Raw genomic sequence first — 21,629 nt, 5'->3', positions numbered from 1 at the left:
ACGCAGAACACGCAGAAGCAACGCGGAAGACGCAGAAAAGACAATGAAGAATCGACCGGGTCCTTTCTGCGATTTCTGCGTCGCTTCTGCGACTTCTGCGTCCTTGCCCCCGAATTAAGGACTCATCATGTTCACAAAGATCCTCATAGCAAACCGGGGCGAGATCGCCTGCCGCGTCATCAAGACGGCCAGGAAGATGGGCATCCGCACGGTGGCGGTGTATTCGGACGCCGACCGCGACGCCCGGCACGTGGAGCTGGCGGACGAAGCGGTGCACATCGGGGCGGCGCCGTCGCGCGAGAGCTACCTGCAGGCCGACCGGATCATCGCGGCCTGCAAGCAGACCGGCGCCCAGGCCGTGCACCCGGGCTACGGCTTCCTGTCGGAGAACGAGGCGTTCGCCCGCCAGGTGGAAGAAGAAGGCCTGGTGTTCATCGGGCCCAAGCACTATTCGATCGCGGCGATGGGCGACAAGATCGCGTCCAAGAAGCTGGCGAAAGAGGCCAACGTCAACACCATCCCCGGCTTCAACGAGGCGATCCAGAGCGCCGACCAGGCGGTGGGCATCGCCAGGGACATCGGCTACCCGGTGATGATCAAGGCCAGCGCCGGCGGCGGCGGCAAGGGCCTGCGCGTGGCCTACGACGACAAGGAAGCCTTCGAAGGCTTCACCGCCTGCCAGAACGAGGCGCGCAACAGCTTCGGCGACGACCGGGTCTTCATCGAGAAGTTCGTGGAGGAGCCGCGCCACATCGAGATCCAGGTGCTGGGCGACTCGCAGGGCAACGTGATCTACCTCAACGAGCGCGAGTGCTCGATCCAGCGCCGCCACCAGAAGGTGATCGAGGAGGCGCCGTCGCCCTTCATCAGCGAGGCCACGCGCAAGGCCATGGGCGAGCAGGCGGTGGCGCTGGCCAAGGCCGTCAAGTACCAGAGCGCCGGCACGGTGGAATTCGTGGTCGGCAAGGACCAGTCCTTCTACTTCCTGGAGATGAACACCCGGCTGCAGGTGGAGCATCCGGTCACCGAGTGCATCACCGGCGTCGACCTGGTGGAGCTGATGATCCGGGTCGCGGCCGGCGAGCCGCTGCCGCTGGCGCAGGCCGACGTCAAGCGCAACGGCTGGGCGATGGAATGCCGGATCAACGCCGAGGACCCGTTCCGCAATTTCCTGCCGTCCACCGGGCGCCTGGTGCGCTTCCAGCCGCCCAGGGAGACGATGTGGGCCGCCGACACGCAGCACCTGTTCGGCGTGCGGGTGGACACCGGCGTGCAGGAGGGCGGCGAGATCCCGATGTTCTACGACTCGATGATCGCCAAGCTGATCGTGCACGGCACCGACCGCAGCGACGCGATCGCCAAGATGCGCGAGGCCCTCAACGGCTTCGTGATCCGCGGCGTCTCCAGCAACATCCCGTTCCAGGCGGCGCTGCTGGCGCACCCGAATTTCGTCAGCGGCGATTTCAACACCGGCTTCATCGCCGAGCACTACGGCAAGGGCTTCCGCGCGCAGGACGTGCCGCACGGCGATCCACAGCTGCTGGTGGCGCTGGCCGCGTACGTCAACCGCCGCGCGCTGCAGCGTGCCGCCGGCATCAGCGGCCAGTTGCCCGGCCACGAGTTCACGGTGGGCGAAGAGTTCGTGGTCGTCGTGCTCGGCGACGAAGGCAGGCATCGGCGCGAGCCGGTGACGGTCAGCGACTTCCAGGCCCAGTCCGGCTCCAGCGCAGTGACCGTCGGCGCGACGCGCTACGACATCTGCAGCAGCTGGCACCTGGGCGCGGCCCGCATCCGCGGCACCGTCAACGGCCAGCCCTTCACCGCGCAGGTGGAACGCGGGATCGGCAGGAACCCGCTGGCGATCCGGATCGCCAACAACGGCACGCGGCTGGACGCGCTGGTGTTGACGCCGAGGGCCGCCGAGCTGCACGCGCTGATGCCGTACAAGGCGCCGCCGGACATGAGCCGCTACGTGCTGTCGCCGATGCCGGGCCTGCTGGTGGACGTGGCGGTGCAGCCGGGCCAGAAGGTCCAGGCCGGCGAGCGCGTGGCGGTGATCGAGGCGATGAAGATGGAGAACGTGCTGTTCGCCGTCGCCGACGGCGTGGTGAGCAAGGTGCTGGCGGCCAAGGGCGAAAGCCTGGTGGTGGACCAGCCGATCGTGGAGTTCGCCGCGTGACGCGGCGCCCGGCGCGCAGTTCCTTTCCGCAACACCAGGTGCAGTCATGACCAATCGTCCCTTCAAGGTGCTCGGCATCCAGCAGATCGCCATCGGCGGCCCCGACAAGACCCGGCTGCACCAGCTGTGGGTGGAGCTGTTCGGGCTGGAAGTGACCGGCACCTTCCGCAGCGCCAGCGAGAACGTGGACGAGGACATCTGCGCCATCGGCGCCGGACCCCTGCGGGTCGAAGTGGACCTGATGCAGCCGCTGGACCCGGACAGGAAGCCGGCGGTCCATACGACGCCGCTCAATCACGTCGGCCTGTGGATCGACGACCTGCCCGCGGCGGTGCAGTGGCTGACGGCGCAGGGCGTGCGCTTTGCCCCCGGCGGCATCCGGCGCGGCGGCTCCGGCTTCGACATCTGCTTCATCCATCCCAAGGGCAACGAGCAGTCGCCGGTCGGCGGCGAGGGTGTGCTGATCGAACTGGTGCAGGCGCCGGCTGAGGTGATCAAGGCCTTCGCGGCCCTCGCGGGCGACTAGGCGGCGGCGCGCCGCCGCCGCGCGGCGCTGAAGTACCACGCATCCAGCGCCGCGGTGCCGGCCAGCAGCAGCCACCAGAGCGCGCCGGCCAGCCGGGCCGCCGGCGAGACATCCATCTTCGGCCCGCTGGCAGCCCACAGCACCGGACCGACGACGCCCATCAACAGCAGGCCGGCGGCGGTGAGCAGCACCGCGCCGCTGGCAAAGCGGTCCTGCAGCAGCTGGCCCAGGCCGGGCAGGGCGGCGGAGGCGATCACTTCGTGCCAGCGCCGGCCGGACTGGCGCGCCGCCGGCGCCACGGCCCGGGCCCGGCCGGCGGCGGTCAACGCCTCGAGCAGTTGCAGCACCCGCCGCGCCGCCACCTGGCTGGCCGCAAAGCCCTGCAGCACGCTGCCGTCCTTGAACCGGACGTACAGGTTGACCCGCCGGTGCAGCCAGCGCCGCCGCCAGCGTGTCAGCCAGCGGTCCGCCGGCGGCGCTTGCCTGGCGACCTCGGCGACGCTGTTGCGCGGCCATTGGCTGACCAGCCGGCGCTCGCGCGGGCTGGCGGCGAACAGCAGGAGGCGCTGGTTGGTCACCAGCAGCCAGCGCGGACGCCATCCGAGCAGCAGCACGGTCTCGCGCGGTTGCTCGTTGGGCAGCGCAATCGCATCGAAGTCGTCGTAGCGGCCCAGCCAGGCGACGGCGCGGCGGTTCAGGATGGCTTCGCGCGCGGGGTTGGCCGAGAGCATGTCGTGGCGGCGGCGCTCAAGGGCCATCCATGCCACCAGCGGCAGCCACAGCAGCAGCCACTTGGACAGCAGTGCGCCCCAGAAGCCGTGCACCAGTCCGGCCGCGGCCAGCCTGGGCAGGGCGAAGCGCGGCCACCAGGACAGCACGGCAAAGACGAAGGCCAGCCGCAGCAGGTAGGGCAGGGCCACCACCCAGGCCCATTGCCAGGCGGCCTGGCCGCGCGTGATCGCAGGGGTGCCCACCAGGTAGGGCGGCCGCTGCGCGATCACCTGCTGGCGCGCCACCGTCTTGGAACGTCCGTAGGCGGCCATGCCCAGCAGCAGCAGCGTGGCGGCAGGCAGGAACACGTAGCGCGAGGACAGTTGCGACCAGTACTGGCGCCGCTCCAGCATCGCGTCCAGTTCGGCATTGACCGCCGGGTCGCCGAACCGGGGCAGTTCCTCCCGCCGGGCGGAGTAGCGGGCGAGCTGGTACTTCGCGCCGTCGATCACCAGCAGGTCCCCGTTGAACCAGGCGATGTCGCGCACGACGGCGATCGGCTCCCGGTTGTAGACGGCCTGGCTGCCGTCGGGAAAGATGTCCACCACGTGGCCGGGCTCCATCAGGGCGCCGACGCGGCTGACGGTGGCGACCGGCGGCTGCTGCGTGAGCGCCTGGGGCGCGCCGCCGGAAGCCGCCAGTTCGCCGAGGAAGGCATAGGGCAGCGTGGTGTCGCGCAGGTCGATGGTCTGCTTCAAGGCCAGCGTCCTGGTGTCCAGCAGGCGCAGCTTGAAGCTGTTGGTGTCGGTGGTCCACCAGCCCTCGGGGCTGTGCCACAGGCCGTTGGTGAAGCGATACAGGCCCGGTGCGGTGCGGCCCTTGAAGTTGCCCTCGCCGTCGAACAGCAGCACCGCGTGGCCGCCGCCGGTGGCCACCGCGATGTCCCATTGCGGCGACACCGCGACGTGGATGGCGCCGCTCGCATGGCCTTCGAACTGCGGCGGCCATTTCGGCCGGATGGTGCGCACCCGCGACAGGTCGGCCCGCTTGACCACCTGCCAGCTGGTGTCCTCGCGGCTGGTGAGCAGGGCCTGACCGTCGGGCGCCGGCACGATGTTGCTGACCGCCGCGGCCAGGCCCAGGTCGGCCGCCGTCTTGCGGGCGATGCGGCTGCCGGCGGCGTCGAGCACCCACAACTCCTCGTTCACGCTCAGCCACAGGGCCTGGTCGCCCATCGCCTGCATCGCGCCCGGCCCCTGGATCGCGATCATGCGCTGGCTGGCGTAGTGCATCGCGCCGATCGCCGCGAGCGCCAGCGCGAGCAGGGCCACCGCGATCCCGCGCCAGGCTGCCGCCGACAGATGTGTCCTCATCGCCGCCCCTCTCGTTTTTCCGCATCCTACTTGACGGCACAATCGGGGCCATGGACCTCTCACGCATTGCGCGCCGGCGCTACACGCCGTTCGCCACCCCGCTCGAATTCCTCCCCAACTTCACGCGCGCCCTGGCGCAGACCTGTCCGGGCGGCAAGGGCCCGAACGTCTGGATCAAGCGCGACGACATGCTGGGCCTGTTCCCCGGCGGCAACAAGACGCGCAAGCTCGAATTCCTGGTGGCCGACGCGCTCGCGCAGGGCGCGGACACGCTGGTCACCTGCGGCGCGCCGCAGTCCAACCACTGCCGCATCACGCTGGCGGCGGCGGTCAAGGAGGGCCTCAAATGCCGCTTCGTGATCGAGGAGCGCGTTCCCGACAGCTATGACGACAACGCCAGCGGCAACCACTTCATGTTCAGGCTGATGGGCGTGGAGGCCATCACGGTGGTGCCGGGCGGCAGCAACATGGCGGACGCCATGGGCAAGATGGCGGCGGAAGTCGCGGCGCTCGGACGCAAGGCCTACATCATTCCGGGCGGCGGCTCCAACGCGCTCGGCGGCCTGGGCTACGTGGCCTGCGCGCAGGAACTGCAGCAGCAGTTCTTCGAGCAGGGCGTGTCGATCGACCGCGTGGTGGTCGGCTCGGGCAGTTCGGGCACGCACGGCGGCCTGCTGGCCGGGTTCCTCGGCAACCACATCAACATCCCGATCGTCGGCATCGGCGTCAGCCGCGACCCGGCCGACCAGGAGCCGCTGGTGTTCAAGGAGGCGCAGGCGGTGGCCGACCTGCTGGGCACCGGCATGCAGATCCCGCGCGCGTCGGTGGTCAGCATCGGCGGCTACTGGCAGCCCAAATATTCGGTTCCCAACGAGAAGATGGTGGAAGCGGTGCAGCTGCTGGCGCGCACCGAAGGCATTCCGCTGGACCCGGTGTACACCGGCAAGATCATGGCCGGACTGATCGGCGAGGCGCGGCGCGGCTTCTTCAAGCCGGGCGAGAACCTGCTGTTCCTGCACACCGGCGGGCTGCCGTCCCTGCACGCGTACGAGGCCCAGGTGCTGGGACGCACGCCCGTGGCGCCCTGACGACGCGCACGTGACGCAAACGGAGGGGGCGCGTTTGCGCGCTGGCGCCGGCTGCGCATGTCAGTGAGAATCGGTCCACCAGATGGACCAGGCCTCGCCCCCACCGCTTTCCTCCGGCCCGCAAGGGCCGCTTGCCGTCCAGGACGCCATCCTGCGCTGCCAGGCCGCGCTGCTCGCGCGCGCCGGCCTGGCTGACGCGGCCAGCGCGCTCGCCGTCGAACTGGCCGAACTCCTGTCCTGCCACCGCGTGAGCATCGCGCTGCTGGACGGCGACAAGCTGCGCATCGTCGGCAGCTCGCAGGCCGCCGAGCCGGACCAGCGCCACGCGGCCTCGGTGGCGATCGTCGCGGCGATGCACGAGGCGATGGACCAGAAGCTGAGCGTCGCCTGGCCGTCGGCCGCGTCCGCCGCCCCGGTCAGCCTGGCGCAGCGGCAACTGGCCGGCAACGGCCAGGCCTGCAGCGTGCCGGTGGTCAGCGGCGGCAGCGTCGTGGGCGCGATCACGCTGGAGCGCGCCGGCGGCGCCCCGTTCTGGCCGGCGCAGATCGCGCTGTGCGAAGACGTCGCCAGCTTCGCCGGCCCGGTGCTGGAATTGAAGCGCGCCGCGCAGTTGCCGTGGTACAGGAGGATGGCGCAGCCGCTGCGCAGCACCCTGGCGGCGCCCGGCAGGCGCCGCGCTGCGTGGGCCGCCGGCCTGCTGGCGGCTGCGCTGCTGATGGCGCTGCCGCTGCCCTGGCGGGTGAGCGCGCCGGCCCGGCTGGAGGGCTCGGTGCAGCGCGCGGTGGTGGCGCCGGCCGACGGCTTCCTGCAGCAGGCCAACGTCCGCCCCGGCGACCGCGTCACCAGCGGCCAGGTGCTGGCGCAGCTGTCCTCGCAGGACCTGGAGCTCGAACGCAAGCGGCGCGAGAGCGAACTGCGCCAGCACGAGGGCGGCTACCGAGCGGCGCAGGCGCGCAACGACCGCACCCAGATGGTGGTCAGCCAGTCGAAGGCGGCCGAGACCCAGGCCCTGCTCACGCTGGCCGAGACGCAGATCGACCGGACGAAACTGCAGGCGCCGTTCGACGGCATCGTGATCAAGGGCGACCTGTCGCAGACGCTGGGCGCGCCGGTGCAGCGCGGCGAGGTGCTGATGGTGCTGGCGCCCAATGACAGCTTCCGCCTGATCCTGGAAGTGGACGAAACCGACATCGCGGCGATCCGGCCCGGCCAGCGGGGCCAGCTGGCGCTGGCAGCGCAGCCGGAGCGGCCGCTGGCCTTCACCACGCGGCGCATCGTGCCGGTGGCCACCGCGGCCGACGGCCGCAATTACTTCGAGGTGGAGGCTGCGCCCGACCAGGCGCAGGCCAATCTGCGGCCCGGCCTGAGCGGCGTGGGCAAGATCGAGGTCGGCGAGCGCAGCCTGGGCTGGCTGCTGTTCCACCGCGCCTTCGCCTGGCTGCGCCTGTCGCTCTGGACGGTGGCGCTGTAGATGGCCGAAGCGCTGGTCAGCGGTTCCTGGTACCGCGTCGCGCCGCTCAAGCCCAGCCTGGTCGCGGGCCTGAAGATCGTCCGGCACGAGGTGCGCGACCAGGTCTGGCACATCCTGGTGGAACCGGGCTCGGGCCGGCAGCTGCGGCTCAATCCGGCGGCCTATGCGTTCGCCGGCCGCTGCAACGGCAACGCCACCGTCGAAAGCCTGTGGACGCTGCTGCTGGAACGCAAGGGCGACGACGCGCCGACGCAGGACGACATCCTGCGGCTGCTGGCGCAGTTGTTCCGCGCCGGCATGGTGCAGTTCGACGCCGCGCCCTACCTGTCGCTGCTGTTCTCGCGCCGCAGCGAGGAGGGCCAGCGCAAGCGCCGCGCCTTCATCAACCCGCTGATGGTGCGGATGAAGCTGTTCGACCCGACGCGGCTGCTGGACCGGCTGGCGCCGCTGGCGGCGCTGCTGGGGCGCTGGAGCGTGTTCGCGCTGTGGCTGCTGGCCGTCGCCCTGGGCGCGCTGGCGGCGGCGGTGAATTTTCCGCAGCTCAAGGCCGAGGCCCTGCGGGTGCTGGCGACGCCTTCGAGCTACGCGCTGGCCTGGGTCTGCTACCCGGTGGTGAAGACGCTGCACGAGATCGCCCATGCGATGGCGGTGCGCCGCTTCGGCGGCGCGGTGCACGAGATGGGCATCTCGCTGGTGTTCCTCACGCCGGCGCCGTATGTGGACGCCAGCGCCGCCAACGGCTTCGCCAGCGCCCGGCAGCGCGCCATCGTCAGCGCCGCCGGCATCATGGTGGAACTGGCGCTGGCGGCCGCGGCGATCGCCGCCTGGCTGGTGCTCAGCCCCGGGCTGCTGCGCGACGGCGCGCTGGCGGTGCTGCTGATCTGCTCGGTCTCCACCATCGTGTTCAACGCCAATCCGCTGCTGCGGCTGGACGGCTACCACCTGCTGTGCGACGCGCTGCAGCTGCCCAACCTCGCGCTGCGCAGCCAGGGCTGGTGGACCACGCAATGGCGCCGCCTGATCGGCGCGGAGGGCGCGCTGCCGCCCAGTGCGCTGGCCAAGGGCGAGCTGAAGTGGCTGGTGCTCTATGCGCCGGCCTCCTGGATCTACCGCCTGGGGCTGCTGTTCGCGCTGGTGTTCTGGCTGGGCCACCAGTCGTGGCTGATGGGATGGCTGGCGGGCCTGCTGGTGCTGGGTTGGCTGGTGAAGGCGGTGCTGGCAGCGTTGCTGCGCTCGGTGGCGGAATCGGCCGATCCGGGGGCACGGCGGCGGGCGCTGGTGGCGGCGAGCGCGATCGCGCTCGGCTCCGTGCTGGCCTTGTTCGTCCTGCCGGTGCCCTCCAGCGTGGTGGCGCGCGGCGTCGTCTGGCCGCCGGAGCGCGCCCAGCTGCGCGCCGAATCGGCCGGGTTCGTCGAGGGCGCGATGGCGCGCGACGGCAGTCCGGTGATGGAGGGCGACGTGGTGCTGACGCTCGCCGACCCGGTGCTCGCCGCCCAGCGTGACAAGACCGACAGCGAGAAGTCCGGCCTGATGGCGCAGCAATACACCGCGCTGCTGCAAGACCCGGCGCGCGCCGCCGAACTGGGCGAGGACCTGGCGCGCAACGACGCCGAACTGCAGCGGGCGGACCAGCAGCTGGCGGATCTGCAGCTGCGCGCCAAGACCGGCGGGCGCACCGTCTGGCCGCACGAGCGCGACCTGCCCGGCAGCTTCGCCCAGCGCGGCACCATGCTCGGCTACGTGCTGTCCCCGGAGCCGGCGCAGGTGCGCGCGGTCCTGCGCGACGAGGACATGCTGCGGGTGCGCGGCCGCGTCAAGGCGATCGAGGTCAGGCTGGCGGAGGCGCCGCTGACGCCGCACGCGGCGCAGTTGCGCAACGAAACGCCGGCGGCGACGCGCCAGCTTCCCAGCGCCGCGCTGGGGGACCGCCAGGGCGGCCCGGTCAGCGTCGATCCGGCCGACAAGGACGGCCTGCGCACCCAGTTGCCGGTGTTCCTGCTGGACGTGCTGGTGCCCAGCGTGACGCCCGACCACATCGGCGGCCGCGCCTGGGTCAAGCTGGTGCTGGAAGACGAGCCGCTCGGCCTGCAGGGACTGCGCGTCTTGCGGCAGTTGCTGGTGCGGCAGTTCAGCCCCACCGGCCAGACGTGAAAGAGCGCGCCGCGAGCTGGCCGTTCCCCGGGCTGGTCTGGGGCGACTATCCGCAGCAGGCGCCCGCCGCAGCGGGTGCCCGTCCCCGTGCCCGGCCGCTGTCGCCGCGCCGCCTGCGCGCCTTCGCCGATGCTGCGGCCGCATTGCCGCTGCAGCCCTTGTCGGCGCTGCCGGCCCGGCTGCAGGCGCTCAGGCAATCGGCACCGGAGGGCGACGCCTGGCTGCTGGAAGCGTTCGGCAGTGCCGGCAGCGCCCTGGCCCTCACCCTGGGCTTCGCCCCCCACCGCCAGCAGCTGCTGGCGGCACGCGTGTTGCTGGACAACCGGCTGGTCGAAATGGCCACCGGCGAAGGCAAGACGGCGGCGATTGCATTGGCGGCGGCAGTGGCGGCGCTGGCCGGCACGCCGGTGCATGTGATCACGGCCAACGACTACCTGGCGCAACGCGATGCCGGCCGGCTGCGGCCGTTTTTCGCGCTGCTCGGGCTGCGGGTCGATTGCGTCACCCAGCCGATGGCGACGGACCAGCGCCGGCTGGCCTACGCCTGCGACGTGACCTACTGCACCGCCAAGGAGATCGCGTTCGACTACCTGCGCGACGCCATGGCGCGCACCGGCGACCTGTCGGCGCTGGAGCAGCGGGCGCGCCGGCTGCAGTCGGTGTCGCCGGCCGCGCCGCCCGTGCTGCGCGGCCTGTGCATGGCGATCCTCGACGAGGCCGACACGGTGCTGATCGACGAGGCGCGGATGCCGCTGGTGCTGTCACAGGGCAGCGGCTCGCAGCCGCAGGAGGCGTTCCACCGCGGCGCGCTGGCGCTGGCCCGCCGGCTGGAGGAGGGCCGCGATTTCCAGCGCCGCGGCGACCGCGGCATCGAACTGACGCCGGCCGGCCTGCTGCGCCTGCCGCAGTGGCCGGTGGCCGGCCATCCGCTGTACGGCCACCGCGCCCACCGCCAGTCGGCGCTCGAGCTGGCGCTGACGGCGCTGCACGTGCTGCGCCGCGACCACGACTACGTGGTGCGGGAAGGGCAGGTGCAGTTGATCGACGAGACGACGGGCCGGGCGGCGCCGGGCCGCGCGTGGTCGCAGGGGCTGCACCAGATGGTCGAGTTGAAGGAGGAAGTTGCGCTCACGCAGAGCAACTCGACAGTGACACAGATCACGTTCCAGCGTTTTTTTCCGCGCTACCTGCGACTGGCCGGCGCCAGCGGCACATTGGGCGAGGCGCGGGCCGAGCTGAAGGCGGTCTACGGCCTGCAGCTGGTCGTGGTTCCGCCACGGACGCCGCCCCGCGTGACGCGGCTGCCGGTGCGCGTCTTCCCCGATAGCAACAGGTTGTGGCAAACAGTCGCCGCGACCAGCGCGGCGCTGCAACAGCAGGGGCGGCCGGTGCTGGTCGGCACCGATTCGGTAGCGCAATCCGAGGCCCTGTCCCGCGCCTTGACGGCGCACGGTCTGGAGCACCGGGTGCTCAATGCGCGCCAGGACGAAGGCGAGAGCGAACTGATCGCCGCCGCCGGCCAGTGCGGCCGGATCACCGTCGCCACCAGCATGGCGGGCCGCGGGTCCGACATCCTGCTGGATGCAACTGCGGTCAAGGTTGGCGGTTTGCACGTCATCCTCTGCCAACACAATGCCTCCAGCCGGATCGACCGGCAGTTCCTCGGCCGCGCCGGGCGCCAGGGACAGCCGGGCAGCAGCCAGGCGATGCTGGCGCTCGATTTCCCCCTGTTGCAGCGGTGGTGGCCGCGCTGGTGGCTCGGAGTGGTCGCTGCGCTGGGGTGCCCGCTGCTGCTGAGCGTTCCGATGCTTCGCCTTGCGCAAGCGGGGGAATCCTTTACGCAAAGGAAACAACGTGTAACACTCTCCCGCATCTCGGCCGCCCAGGAACGGGACCTGACCTTCAGCCGCCAGCTTTCACCATGAAATCCTTCCGCCGCCTCCTGCTCCTCGCCCTGCTGGCCCCCGGGACCGCGTCCATGGCGGCGCAACCGCTTGGTTGCCTGATCGAGCCGTTCCGCGTCTCCGACATCGGCAGCCCGGTGATCGGCGTCATCGAGGCGACGCTGGTGGAGCGCGGCGACATCGTCCGTGCCGGCCAGCCGATGGCGACCCTGCGGGCCGACGTCGAGCGGCAGTCCGTTGCGGTCGCGGCCAGCAAGGCCCAGGCGATCGGCGAATTGCGGGGTGCGGAGGCGACGCTGGAACTGGCGCGGCAGAAGCTGGGGCGGGCCAGGGAACTGGCCGACCAGCAGTTCATTTCCGGCCAGGCGCTGGAGCAGGCGAGGGCGGACTTCGAGGTGGCGGAGCACCGGCTCGGGCAGGCCCGCGAGCAGCGCGCCGTGTTCGCGCGCGAGCAGGACCTGGCCCAGGCGCAGCTTGGCCTGCGCACCATCCGCAGCCCGATCGCCGGCGTGGTGGCCGAGCGCTTCCTGTCCGCCGGCGAGCGGGTCGAGGAAAAGGCGATGTTCCGGGTGGCGATGGTCAATCCGCTGCGGGTCGAGGTGGTCCTGCCTTCCACCTATTTCTCCGCGGTGCGCTCCGGGATGACCGTGACCGTCACGCCCGATTTCCCCGGCGCTTCGCCGCGGCTGGCGCGCGTCACGGTGGTGGACCGCCTGATCGACGGCGCCAGCAACACCTTCCGCATCCGGGCCGAATTGCCCAACGCCGACTATTCGCTGCCGGCGGGACTGCGCTGCAAGGCCGACCTGGGCGACAGCAGTCCGCTGCCGGCCGGCAAGCCGCCAGCGCGTCCGGGCTCCAGCGGCACCGATACGTCGATGCGCCTGCAGCTGGCCCCGGCGCTGGTGTCGCTGACCCGCAAGCCCTGATGCAAAGGCGCACCTGACATGGCCTGGCTCCGCCGACTGACCGCTGGCCGGGCCCATCGAAGCGTGCCGGTGGCGGAGGTGATGGAGCCCCGCATCCTTTACTCGGCCGACCTGGCCGCCGGACTGGCGCTGGGCAACCTGGCGGGCGTGGCGCAGACGCGCACCCTGACCGAAGGAGGCGATTACGCCGCGACGCTGCAGGAGGCGCCGGCCGTTTCCGTGGCCGCCGCCTACGCCGCCAGCGCGCTGAGCTTCGAGGACAACCGCGGCCACGGCGGCCAGGCCGATTTCTACGCCCGGGGCAGCGGCTACGGCATTGCGCTGGACGGCGGCAACGCGACGCTGACGCTGGCCGGCGCCAGCGGCCAGCAGACCGTGCGGCTGCAATTGCAGGGCGCCAACGCAGCCAACGCCGAGGGCCAGGGGCTGCTGCAGGGGCGCAGCAACTACATCCTGGGCGCGGACGCGTCGCAGTGGCGCACGGACATCGCCAACTACCAGTCGGTCAGCTACCGCGGCGTCTACGACGGCGTGGACCTGCGCTACTACGGCACCCAGCGCCAGCTCGAATACGACTTCGTCGTCGCCGCCGGCGCCGACCCCGGCGCGATCGGGCTGCGCTTCAGCGGCGCCGAATCGGTGAGTGTCGCCGCCGACGGCGACCTGGTGCTGCGGCTGGCCGGCAGCGGCAGCGAGGTGCGCTTCAAGGCGCCGGTGAGCTACCAGCGCGGCGCCGCCGGCCTGGAGGCGGTTGCCAGCCGCTACGAGATCCGCGCCGACGGCAGCGTCGGCTTCGAGCTCGGCAGCTACGACCACAGCCGCGCGCTGGTGATCGACCCGGTGCTCGACTACGCCACCTATTTCGGCACCAGCAACGTGGAATCGGTGCTGGCCACCACCACGGACGCGGCCGGCAACGTGTACGTGACCGGCCGCACCACCAGCAGCAATGCGCCGCTGAATGCGTCGGTCGGCCCCGGCGGCGGCGCCGGCGACATCTTCGTGGCCAAGTTCAGCCCGGACCTGTCGACCCTGCTGTTCTCCACCCGCATCGGCGGCACCGGCGACGAGCAGGGCAACGCCATCGCGGTGGACGGCGCCGGCAACATCGCGGTGACGGGCTGGACCAATTCCTCCGACTTCCCGCTGCTGAACGCGACCGACTCGACCCTCAACGGCCAGGACGCGGTGATCTTCAAGCTGAACGCGAGCGGAACGCTGGCCTTCAGCACCCTGATGGGCGGCAACTCCAGCACCGATTCGGGCAACGCGATTGCCTTCGACGGCGCCGGCAACGTCTACGCCGCCGGCCAGGCGTCCGACAACGGTCTGCTGCCGGCGCTGCTGTCCGCGGTGTTCGGCACATCGGACAACGCTTTCGTCAACAAGTACGGCAGCACCGGCACCGTGGTCTACCAGCAGGTCCTGGGCGGCAGCGGCAGCGACGTGGCGACCGGCATCGCCGTCGGCACCGGCGGCGACGTCTACCTGGTGGGCAACACCTCGTCGGGCAACATGGCGACGCCGGGCGGGCACGACACGGCCCTGGGCGGGGCGATCGACGGCTTCCTGGCCCATCTCGACGCGGCCGGCTCCACCCTGTATTCGACCTACGTGGGATCCGTGGACGCCGACACGCTGACGGCGGTGGCGATCGACGGCAGCGGCAAGGCCTACCTGGTGGGCGAAACCCGCGCGAAGAACAACGCGCCGTTCGAGATCAAGGGCAACGCGTGGCTTCCCACCACCACCGTCAACAACGCGGACACCGGCTTCCTGCGGATCTACGACACGGCCCAGACCGGCGCTGCGTCGCTGACCTATTCCAGCTATGTGGGCGGTTCCGGCACCGACCGGCCGACCGGCGTCGCGCTGTCCGGCGGCCGCATCGTCGTGGTCGGCGGCGCCGGATCGACCGATTTTCCGGTGACGACCGATGCCGCGCAGTCGACCAACGCCGGCGCGGCGATGTTCGTCGCGGTCGTGAACTCGGGCGTCGGCGGCAGCGCCGCGCTGGACTACGGCACCTACTACGGCTCCGGCCTGACCGTCGGGGGCATTGCCGCCAGCAACTCCGTCGTCTCCATCGCAGCCACCACCTCCACCTCCGGGCTGGCCAGGCCGGGCGCCTACGATGCGGCGCCGCAGGGCCAGGACGGGTTGATCGTCCAGCTGAACCTGAGCTCCGCCAACATGGCGCCGGTGCTCGCCGGCGCCGACAACCTGCCCGCCATCCTGGAGGACAGCAGCGGCGGGACCGGCGTGCTTGTTTCCCAGCTGCTGGGCAGCCACGTCACGGACAGCACCGGCGCGCTGGCCGGCATCGCCGTGACCGCTGCGCCTGCCACCAACGGCAACTGGCAGTATTCGCTCGATGGCGGCACCAGCTGGAGCACGGTCGGCGCCGCCGTGTCGCCGACGGCTTCCCTGCTGCTGGCCTCGGACGCGCAGACGCGGGTGCGCTTCGTTCCGGCGGCCAACTACGCGGGCAGCGCCGGCATCAGCTTCCGGGCCTGGGACCGCACCAGCGGGACCGCCGGGGGCAGCGCCGACACCAGCAGCAACGGCGGCAGCACCGCCTTCAGCGTCGCGATCGCGACCTCCAGCATCACCGTCACCGCGGTCAACGACGCGCCGGTGCGGCTGGCGGGTGCCATGAACGACGTGACGGTGCTGGAGAACTCCGGCAAGTCCAGCCTCGGGCTGACCCCCATCAACTACGGCCCGGGCGGCGGCGCCGACGAGGCCGGCCAGACGCTGACCTTCACCGTCACCTCGGTTCCGCCTTCCAGCCTGGGCAACATCCTGCTGCTGGACGGCACCGTGGTGGTCAGCGGCAACAGCTACCTGCTGTCCGACCTGCAGAAGGTGAAGTTCAGCACCGCAGCCAATGCCAACGGCAGCGGCGTCTTCAGCTTCAATGTCACCGACAACGGCAGCCCGGCGGCCACGCTGGTGCAGAGCCTGAACATCATCGTCACGCCGGTGAACTCGCCGCCGGTCAACACGCTGCCCGGCGCCCAGACCGCCAGCGAAGACACGGTGAAGGTGTTCAGCAGCGCCAGCGGCAACGCGCTGAGCGTCGCGGACGTCGACAGCACCAGCCTCACCACCACCGTCTCCGTGGGCAGCGGCGTCCTGACGGCGCAAGCCTTCGCCGGGGCGACCATCAGCAACAACGGCAGCGGCTCGGTGACGATCAGCGGCAGCGCCGCCGCCATCAACGGCGCGCTCGACGGGCTGACCTACCTGGGTGCGGCGGACTTCAACGGCGGCGACACCCTCACGCTGCTCACCAGCGACGCCAGCCTGAGCGACAGCGACACGCTGGCCATCACCGTCGCCCCGGTGGCGGACATCGTGGCCGACGCCGTGACCACCGCAGAGGACACGCCGATCGCGTTCAACGCCGTGACGGGAACGGCCGGCGCCAGCGCGGACAATTTCGAGGACCCGGCCCGCGCCGTGAGCGCGGTCACCCAGGGCGCCAACGGCAGCGTGAGCTTCACGCCGGCGGGCGTGCTGACCTACACCCCGAACGCCAACTTCAACGGCACCGACAGTTTCACCTACACGGTGAGCGCGGGCGGCTCCACCGAAACCGCGGCGGTGACGGTGACAGTGACGCCGGTCAACGACCCCCCGGTGAACACGGTGCCGGCAGCGCAGGCGGCGACCGAGGACGTGGCGCTGGTGTTCAGCGCCGCCAACGGCAACGCCATCACGGTGGCCGACCCCGACGGCGGCCAGCTCACCACCACCCTCACGGCGAGCAGCGGCACGGTGACCGCGCTGGCCTTCGCCGGCGCCACCATCAGCGGCAACGGCACGGCAACGGTCACCGTGAGCGGCACGGCGGCCGCCATCAACGGCGCGCTGGACGGCCTGCGCCACGCGGCCGTGGCGGACTTCAACGGCAGCGCCACGCTGACGGTGGCCACCAGTGACGGCAGCCTTGCCGCCAGCGACTCGATTGCGATCAACATTGCCCCGGTCGCCGACGCCGTCGCCGATTCGGCCAGCACCCGCTTCGGCACGGCGGTGACGGTCAACGTGCTGGGCAACGACAGCTTCTCGAACCCGGCGCGCACGATCACCCAGGTCAACGGCGCGGCGATCGCCGACGGCGGGCCGGCAGTGGCGGTGGCCAACGGCAGCGTGGCGCTGGTCTCCGGCAGCCTGGTGTTCACGCCTCAGACCGGATTCACCGGCGTCGCGCCGGCCTTCAGCTACACCGTCGCTTCCGGCGGCGTCACCGAGACGGCGAACGTGACGGTCACCGTCAGCGCTGCGGCGCCGCCGTTCAACAACGTGCCGGGAACGCAGGCCACCAGCGAGGACACGCCCAAGGTGTTCAGCAGCGCCAACGGCAACGCGATCAGCGTCGGGGATGCCGACAGCCCGACGCTGACCACCAGCGTCACTGCGTCGAACGGCAAGCTGACGGCGGTGGCTTTCGCCGGCGCGACCATCACTGGCAACGGCACCGGTTCGGTCAAGATCAGCGGCACCATTGCCGCGATCAACGGGGCGCTGGACGGCCTGAGCTACGCCAGCGCGCCCGACTACAACGGCGCGGCGACGCTGAGCGTGTCCACCGACGACGGCGTGCTGGCCAACACCGACACCATCGCCGTCACGATCGCTGCGGTGGCCGACATCACGCCCGACAGCGTCACGACGGCGGAAGACACGCCGGTCAGCTTCGACGCCATCGCCGGCACCGGCGGCGCCACGCCGGACAACTTCGAGGACCCCGGCCGGGCCGTGGCCTCGGTCACGCAGGGCGCCGGCGGCAGCGTCAGCTTCACGCCGGCCGGCGTGCTGACGTACACGCCCAACGCCAACTTCAACGGCACCGACAGCTTCAGCTACACGGTCAGCGCCGGGGGCGTCACCGAGACGGCGACGGTGAGCATCACGGTCACGGCAGTCAACGATCCACCGGTGGCCGTCAACGACACGCTGGCGGCGACCGAAGACACGCCGGTGACCTACACGGCGGCGCAGCTGCTGGGCAACGACACGGACGTGGACAGTCCCAACTCCGCGTTGACCGTCGCGGTTGTCACCAGCGGCACCGGCGGCACCGCGGTGCTCAATGGCAACGGGACGGTGACCTTCACGCCGAACGCCAACTTCAACGGCGCGGCCAGCTTCACGTACCTGGTCAGCGACGGTGCGGCGACCAGCAGCGTTGCCGGTGCCGTCACCGTGAACGTTGCTGCCGTCAATGACGCGCCGGTGGCAGTCGACGACAACCTGGCCGCCAACGAGAACATGCCGGTGACCTATGCGGCGGCGCAGCTCCTGGGCAATGACACGGACGTCGACGGCCCGGCCCTGTCGATCGCAGCGGTGACGGCCGGCGCCGGCGGTAGTGCGGTTCTCAATGCCGACGGCAGCGTCACCTTCACGCCCGGCGCGAATTTCAGCGGGACTGCCGGTTTCAGCTACACCGCGACCGACGGCTTGAGCGTGAGCAACGTCGCCAATGCAACGGTGAACGTCGCGGCGGCGGCGCCAGCACCGGCCCCAGCGCCAGCCCCCGCCCCGGCACCTGCACCTGCACCTGCACCTGCACCTGCACCGGCGCCCGCGCCTGCACCAGCGCCTGCACCTGCACCGGCGCCCGCGCCTGCACCAGCGCCTGCACCAGCGCCTGCACCAGCGCCTGCACCAGCGCCTGCACCGGCACCGGCACCAGCACCAGCACCAGCACCAGCACCGGCACCGGCACCGGCACCGGCACCGGCACCGGCACCTGCGCCGGCACCAGCACCCGCACCAGCGCCAGCACCAGCGCCGGCACCAGCACCAGCACCTGCACCTGCGCCAGCTCCAGCTCCAGCTCCAGCTCCAGCTCCAGCTCCAGCTCCAGCTCCAGCTCCAGCTCCAGCTCCAGCTCCGTCCACAGCGCCGGCGCCCGCGCCGACGACGGCCCCGGCGCCCGCTCCGACGGCTGCCCCCGCACCGGCCCCGACCGCCGCGCCGGCGCCGAGCCCGTCCGCAGCGCCGGCTCCAGCGCCAGCCCCTGCGCCAGCCCCGGCGCCGGCGCAGCTTGTCGCCGAGCCGGTCGTCGCGCCCGCGCCTGCGCCCCAGCAGGGACAGGCGGTGCGCGAGCCGGTGGCGCAGACGGTGGTCGTTCCGGTGGCCGCCGCAGCGGCGGCCGCGCCGGCGCCGGCCGCTGCGATCCGTCCACGGCCCGAGTCCGGCATCGGCGCCGATGCCGGCATCCCGGTCGTCGAAGGCCAGGTCCCGGCCGCGACGGCGCAGGAGCGTGCCCTGTCCTCGCTGGTCAGCCAGGTGCTGGGCGCGCTGGACCCGGCGCGCAGTGCGCAGCTGGCGGCGCACGACATCCGCGGCATCGAGCTGGTCTCCTTCGACCTGTCCGAGGCGCCCCAGATCCGCTTCACCCTGTCCGCGCACAGCGACGGTGCGGCAGTGGAAGACCTGCAGCGCACCCTGCGTTCCACCGCGTTCGCCGGCCAGCTCGACCGGCTGCGCGACGACATGCAGGACGACCTCCAGCTGGACAAGTCCGTCACCATCACGGTGGCCGGGATGTCGCTCGGCCTGTCGCTGGTCTATGTGCTGTGGCTGATCCGCGGCGGCGTCCTGATGGGAAGCTACCTGTCGGCGCTGCCGGCCTGGCGGGTGCTCGATCCGCTGCCGGTGCTGTCTCGGGTGGACGACGAGGCGCAAGAGGATGACGAGGCGCTCGATGCAGTGGCGCAGCGCCCGGGCAATCCGCTGCGGAGTTTCGGATGAAGCTGCTGGGCACCCGCACCTACATCTCGCTCGGCCTGGTGTCGCTGGTGAGCAGCGCGCTGCTGGCCGCGTCGTTCCTCGGCCTGGTGCCGGACCGGGTCGGCGCGGTGCGCGAGGGTCGCATCGCGCTGGCCGAATCGATCGCCGCCACCAGCACCGCCTTCCTGAGCAGCTCCGATCCGCGCCGGCTGGAAGACGTGCTGCGCTTCGTGCAGAAGCGCAACGCCAGCCTGCTGTCGCTGGGGTTGCGCCAGAGCGACGGCCGGCTGGTCATCACGGCCGGCGACCACGCGCGCAACTGGCTGCCGATGGACAGCCCCCGCGCCGCCGACTCGCAGATCATGGTGCACCTGTTCGCGGGCAGCCAGCCCTGGGGCGAGCTGGAGTTGCGCTTCCAGCCGCTGGTGGCGCCCGGGCTGCTGGGCGTGCTGCAGACGCCGCTGATCCCGCTGATGGCGCTGTGTTCGCTGCTGTGCTTCCTGGGCTTCCAGGTCTACCTGACGCGGGTGCTGCGGCATCTGGACCCGTCGCAGGCCATCCCGGGCCGGGTGCGCTCGGCGCTCGATTCGCTGACCGAGGGCCTGCTGGTGATCGACCAGAAGCAGGCCGTGGTGCTGGCCAACGAGTCCTTCGTCAAGCTGCTGGGGCGCTCCAACGAGCAGCTGATGGGGACCGACGTCGGCGCGATCGCATGGCTCGACGACACCGGCCAGCCGCTGGTGGCCGGCCAGCCCTGGACCCAGGCGCTGGAGCAGGGCGTGGTCCAGCGCGACCGCCAGCTGCGGCTGCGCGATGCCGGCGGCGCCGAGCGCAGCTTCGTCGTCAATTGCTCGCCGGTGCTGGGGACGGCGGGCAAGGCCGGCGGCGTCCTGATCAGCCTGGAAGACGTCACGCTGCTGCAGCGCAGCCAGGTCGAACTGCGCCAGGCCAGGGACGAAGCCGAGGCGGCCAACCGGGCCAAGAGCGATTTCCTGGCCAACATGAGCCACGAGATCCGCACGCCGATGAACGCCATCCTGGGCTTCACCGAACTGCTCAAGCGCGGCTACAGCAAGAGCGAGCGCGAGTCCTCGCGCTACCTGGACACCATCCACAGCAGCGGCCGCCACCTGCTGACGCTGATCAACGACATCCTGGACCTGTCCAAGGTGGAGGCGGGCCATCTGGAGATCGAATCCGGGGCCTGCATGCCGCACCTGGTGGCGCAGCAGGTGGTGGCCGAACTGTCGGTCAAGGCGCAGGAGAAGGGCATCGGGCTGGAGCTGGCGCCCGAGGGCATGCTGCCCGAGACCATCAGCTCCGATCCGGCGCGCATCCGCCAGGTGCTGCTCAACCTGGTCGGCAACGCCATCAAGTTCACCGAGAGCGGCGGCGTGACGGTGCTGCTGCGCTGCAGCGGGCATCAATACGTCATGGAAGTGCGCGATACCGGCATCGGCATCGCCCCCGAGCGCATCGACGCCATGTTCGAGCCCTTCACCCAGGCCGACGCCTCGATCACCCGCCGCTTCGGCGGCACCGGCCTGGGCCTGGCCATCAGCCGCAAGCTGGCGCGGGCGCTGGGCGGGGACCTGGTCGCGGCCAGCGAGCCGGGCGCCGGCACCACGCTGAGCTTCAGCTGCGACGCCGGGCCGCTGGCCGGCGTGAAGCTGCTCACGCCGGCGCAGGTGCTGGCTTCGCGGCAGGCGGTGGCGGCGGCCCCGGCCGCGCGCTGGCGGATTCCGGCGTCGCGCGTGCTGGTGGTGGACGACGGCGCCGAAACCCGCGAGCTGGTCACGCTGGTGCTCACCGAACAGGGCCTGTGGATGGAGGAGGCCGAGAACGGCCAGGAGGCGCTGGACAAGGTGGCTGCCGGCGGTTTCGACCTGATCCTGATGGACATGAACATGCCGGTGATGGACGGCTACACCGCGGTGAAGACCTTGCGCGCGCGCGGCGTGGCGACGCCGATCGTGGCATTCTCCGCCAACGCCATGAAGGGCTACGAGGAAGAAGTGCTGGCGGCGGGCTGCAACGCGTGCCTGAGCAAGCCGGTGGACATCGACATGCTGATCGGCTGCGTCGCCGGGCTGCTCGGTGGCGAACGGCTGGCGGCTGACCCGGCAGGCGTGGCGCAGTTGCAGATCCCGCTGTCCGCCCCGTCCCCGCTCGGGATGGACCTGGCCCAGGCACATGGCGGGGCCACGGCGCCGATCCATTCGCGCTTCGCCCGCCATCCGCGCCTGTCCGCGATCGTCGGCAAGTTCCCGGATCGCCTGCGCGAGCGGCTGGGCAACGCGCAGGCGGCCCACAGCAGCGGCAACTTCGACGAACTCGACCGCTTCGGCCACTGGCTTGCCGGCTCGGCCGGAATGATGGGCTACGACGGCCTGACGGCACCGGCGCGCGAACTGGAAGCCCGTGCCAAGGCCGGCGACGCCGAAGCGACGGCCGCATTGCTGGCCCGGCTGGACGCGATGTGCGACCTGCTGGTGGTGCCGCAGCCGCTGGCGGTTTCAGGGCTGGCCGCAGAGCCAGCACAATGAC

The 21,629-nt window shown here is 71.4% G+C and carries 10 protein-coding genes; 9 read left to right on the top strand and 1 reads right to left on the bottom strand.

All coding sequences use genetic code 11. The features are described 5' to 3' along the window. The first annotated feature begins 127 nt into the window (after positions 1-127). Both ACFPOE_RS21505 and ACFPOE_RS21500 read left to right on the top strand, forming a co-directional pair. The gene (locus ACFPOE_RS21505) at positions 128-2,179 is read left to right on the top strand and encodes an acetyl-CoA carboxylase biotin carboxylase subunit (protein WP_376852376.1); all 2,052 of its coding nucleotides are present in this window, start codon (positions 128-130) and stop codon (positions 2,177-2,179) included. 46 nt (positions 2,180-2,225) lie between these two features. Then, positions 2,226-2,705 (top strand): VOC family protein, encoded by a 480-nt coding sequence (locus tag ACFPOE_RS21500; RefSeq protein ID WP_376852375.1) that lies wholly within the window; start codon positions 2,226-2,228, stop codon positions 2,703-2,705. On the opposite strand, the gene ACFPOE_RS21495 is transcribed toward ACFPOE_RS21500, so the two are convergent. Further along, positions 2,702-4,789: a hypothetical protein gene (locus ACFPOE_RS21495; RefSeq protein ID WP_376852374.1), complete on the bottom strand. Its 2,088-nt coding sequence runs from the start codon at positions 4,787-4,789 to the stop codon at positions 2,702-2,704. The two genes, ACFPOE_RS21500 and ACFPOE_RS21495, sit on opposite strands and share 4 nt — an antisense overlap. A gap of 50 nt (positions 4,790-4,839) precedes the next feature. On the opposite strand from ACFPOE_RS21495, the gene cuyA reads away from it, so the two are divergent. The 7 genes from cuyA to ACFPOE_RS21460 all read left to right on the top strand — a co-directional run bounded on the left by cuyA (position 4,840) and on the right by ACFPOE_RS21460 (position 21,628). After that, complete coding sequence (gene cuyA, locus ACFPOE_RS21490; protein WP_376852373.1) at positions 4,840-5,877, top strand: D-cysteate sulfo-lyase; 1,038 nt, start codon at positions 4,840-4,842, stop codon at positions 5,875-5,877. Positions 5,878-5,959: 82 nt separating this feature from the next. Continuing rightward, positions 5,960-7,348, top strand: a complete 1,389-nt coding sequence (locus ACFPOE_RS21485; protein ID WP_376852372.1) for an efflux RND transporter periplasmic adaptor subunit — start codon at positions 5,960-5,962, stop codon at positions 7,346-7,348. Continuing rightward, positions 7,349-9,499 carry a PqqD family peptide modification chaperone gene (locus ACFPOE_RS21480; RefSeq protein ID WP_376852371.1) on the top strand — a complete coding sequence of 717 codons (2,151 nt, stop codon included), beginning with the start codon at positions 7,349-7,351 and terminating at the stop codon, positions 9,497-9,499. Then, entirely contained in the window at positions 9,496-11,424 is a 1,929-nt protein-coding gene (locus ACFPOE_RS21475) for a preprotein translocase subunit SecA (RefSeq protein ID WP_376852370.1), read from the top strand. The genes ACFPOE_RS21480 and ACFPOE_RS21475 overlap by 4 nt, the downstream gene beginning before the upstream one ends. After that, positions 11,421-12,332 carry an efflux RND transporter periplasmic adaptor subunit gene (locus ACFPOE_RS21470; protein ID WP_376852369.1) on the top strand — a complete coding sequence of 304 codons (912 nt, stop codon included), beginning with the start codon at positions 11,421-11,423 and terminating at the stop codon, positions 12,330-12,332. Before ACFPOE_RS21475 ends, ACFPOE_RS21470 begins: the two co-directional genes overlap by 4 nt. 18 nt (positions 12,333-12,350) lie before the next feature. Beyond that, positions 12,351-19,103 (top strand): beta strand repeat-containing protein, encoded by a 6,753-nt coding sequence (locus ACFPOE_RS21465; RefSeq protein WP_376852368.1) that lies wholly within the window; start codon positions 12,351-12,353, stop codon positions 19,101-19,103. Continuing rightward, positions 19,100-21,628, top strand: a complete 2,529-nt coding sequence (locus ACFPOE_RS21460) for a hybrid sensor histidine kinase/response regulator (protein WP_376852367.1) — start codon at positions 19,100-19,102, stop codon at positions 21,626-21,628. Before ACFPOE_RS21465 ends, ACFPOE_RS21460 begins: the two co-directional genes overlap by 4 nt. The last annotated feature ends 1 nt before the right edge of the window (position 21,629 follow it).

It is taken from the genome of Caenimonas terrae (assembly GCF_042655405.1).
In the GTDB taxonomy this organism is placed as follows: Bacteria; Pseudomonadota; Gammaproteobacteria; order Burkholderiales; family Burkholderiaceae_C; genus Ramlibacter; species Ramlibacter terrae_A.
Note: the sequence above shows the minus strand (reverse complement) of the source record. Positions and strands in the feature narration are given on the sequence as shown.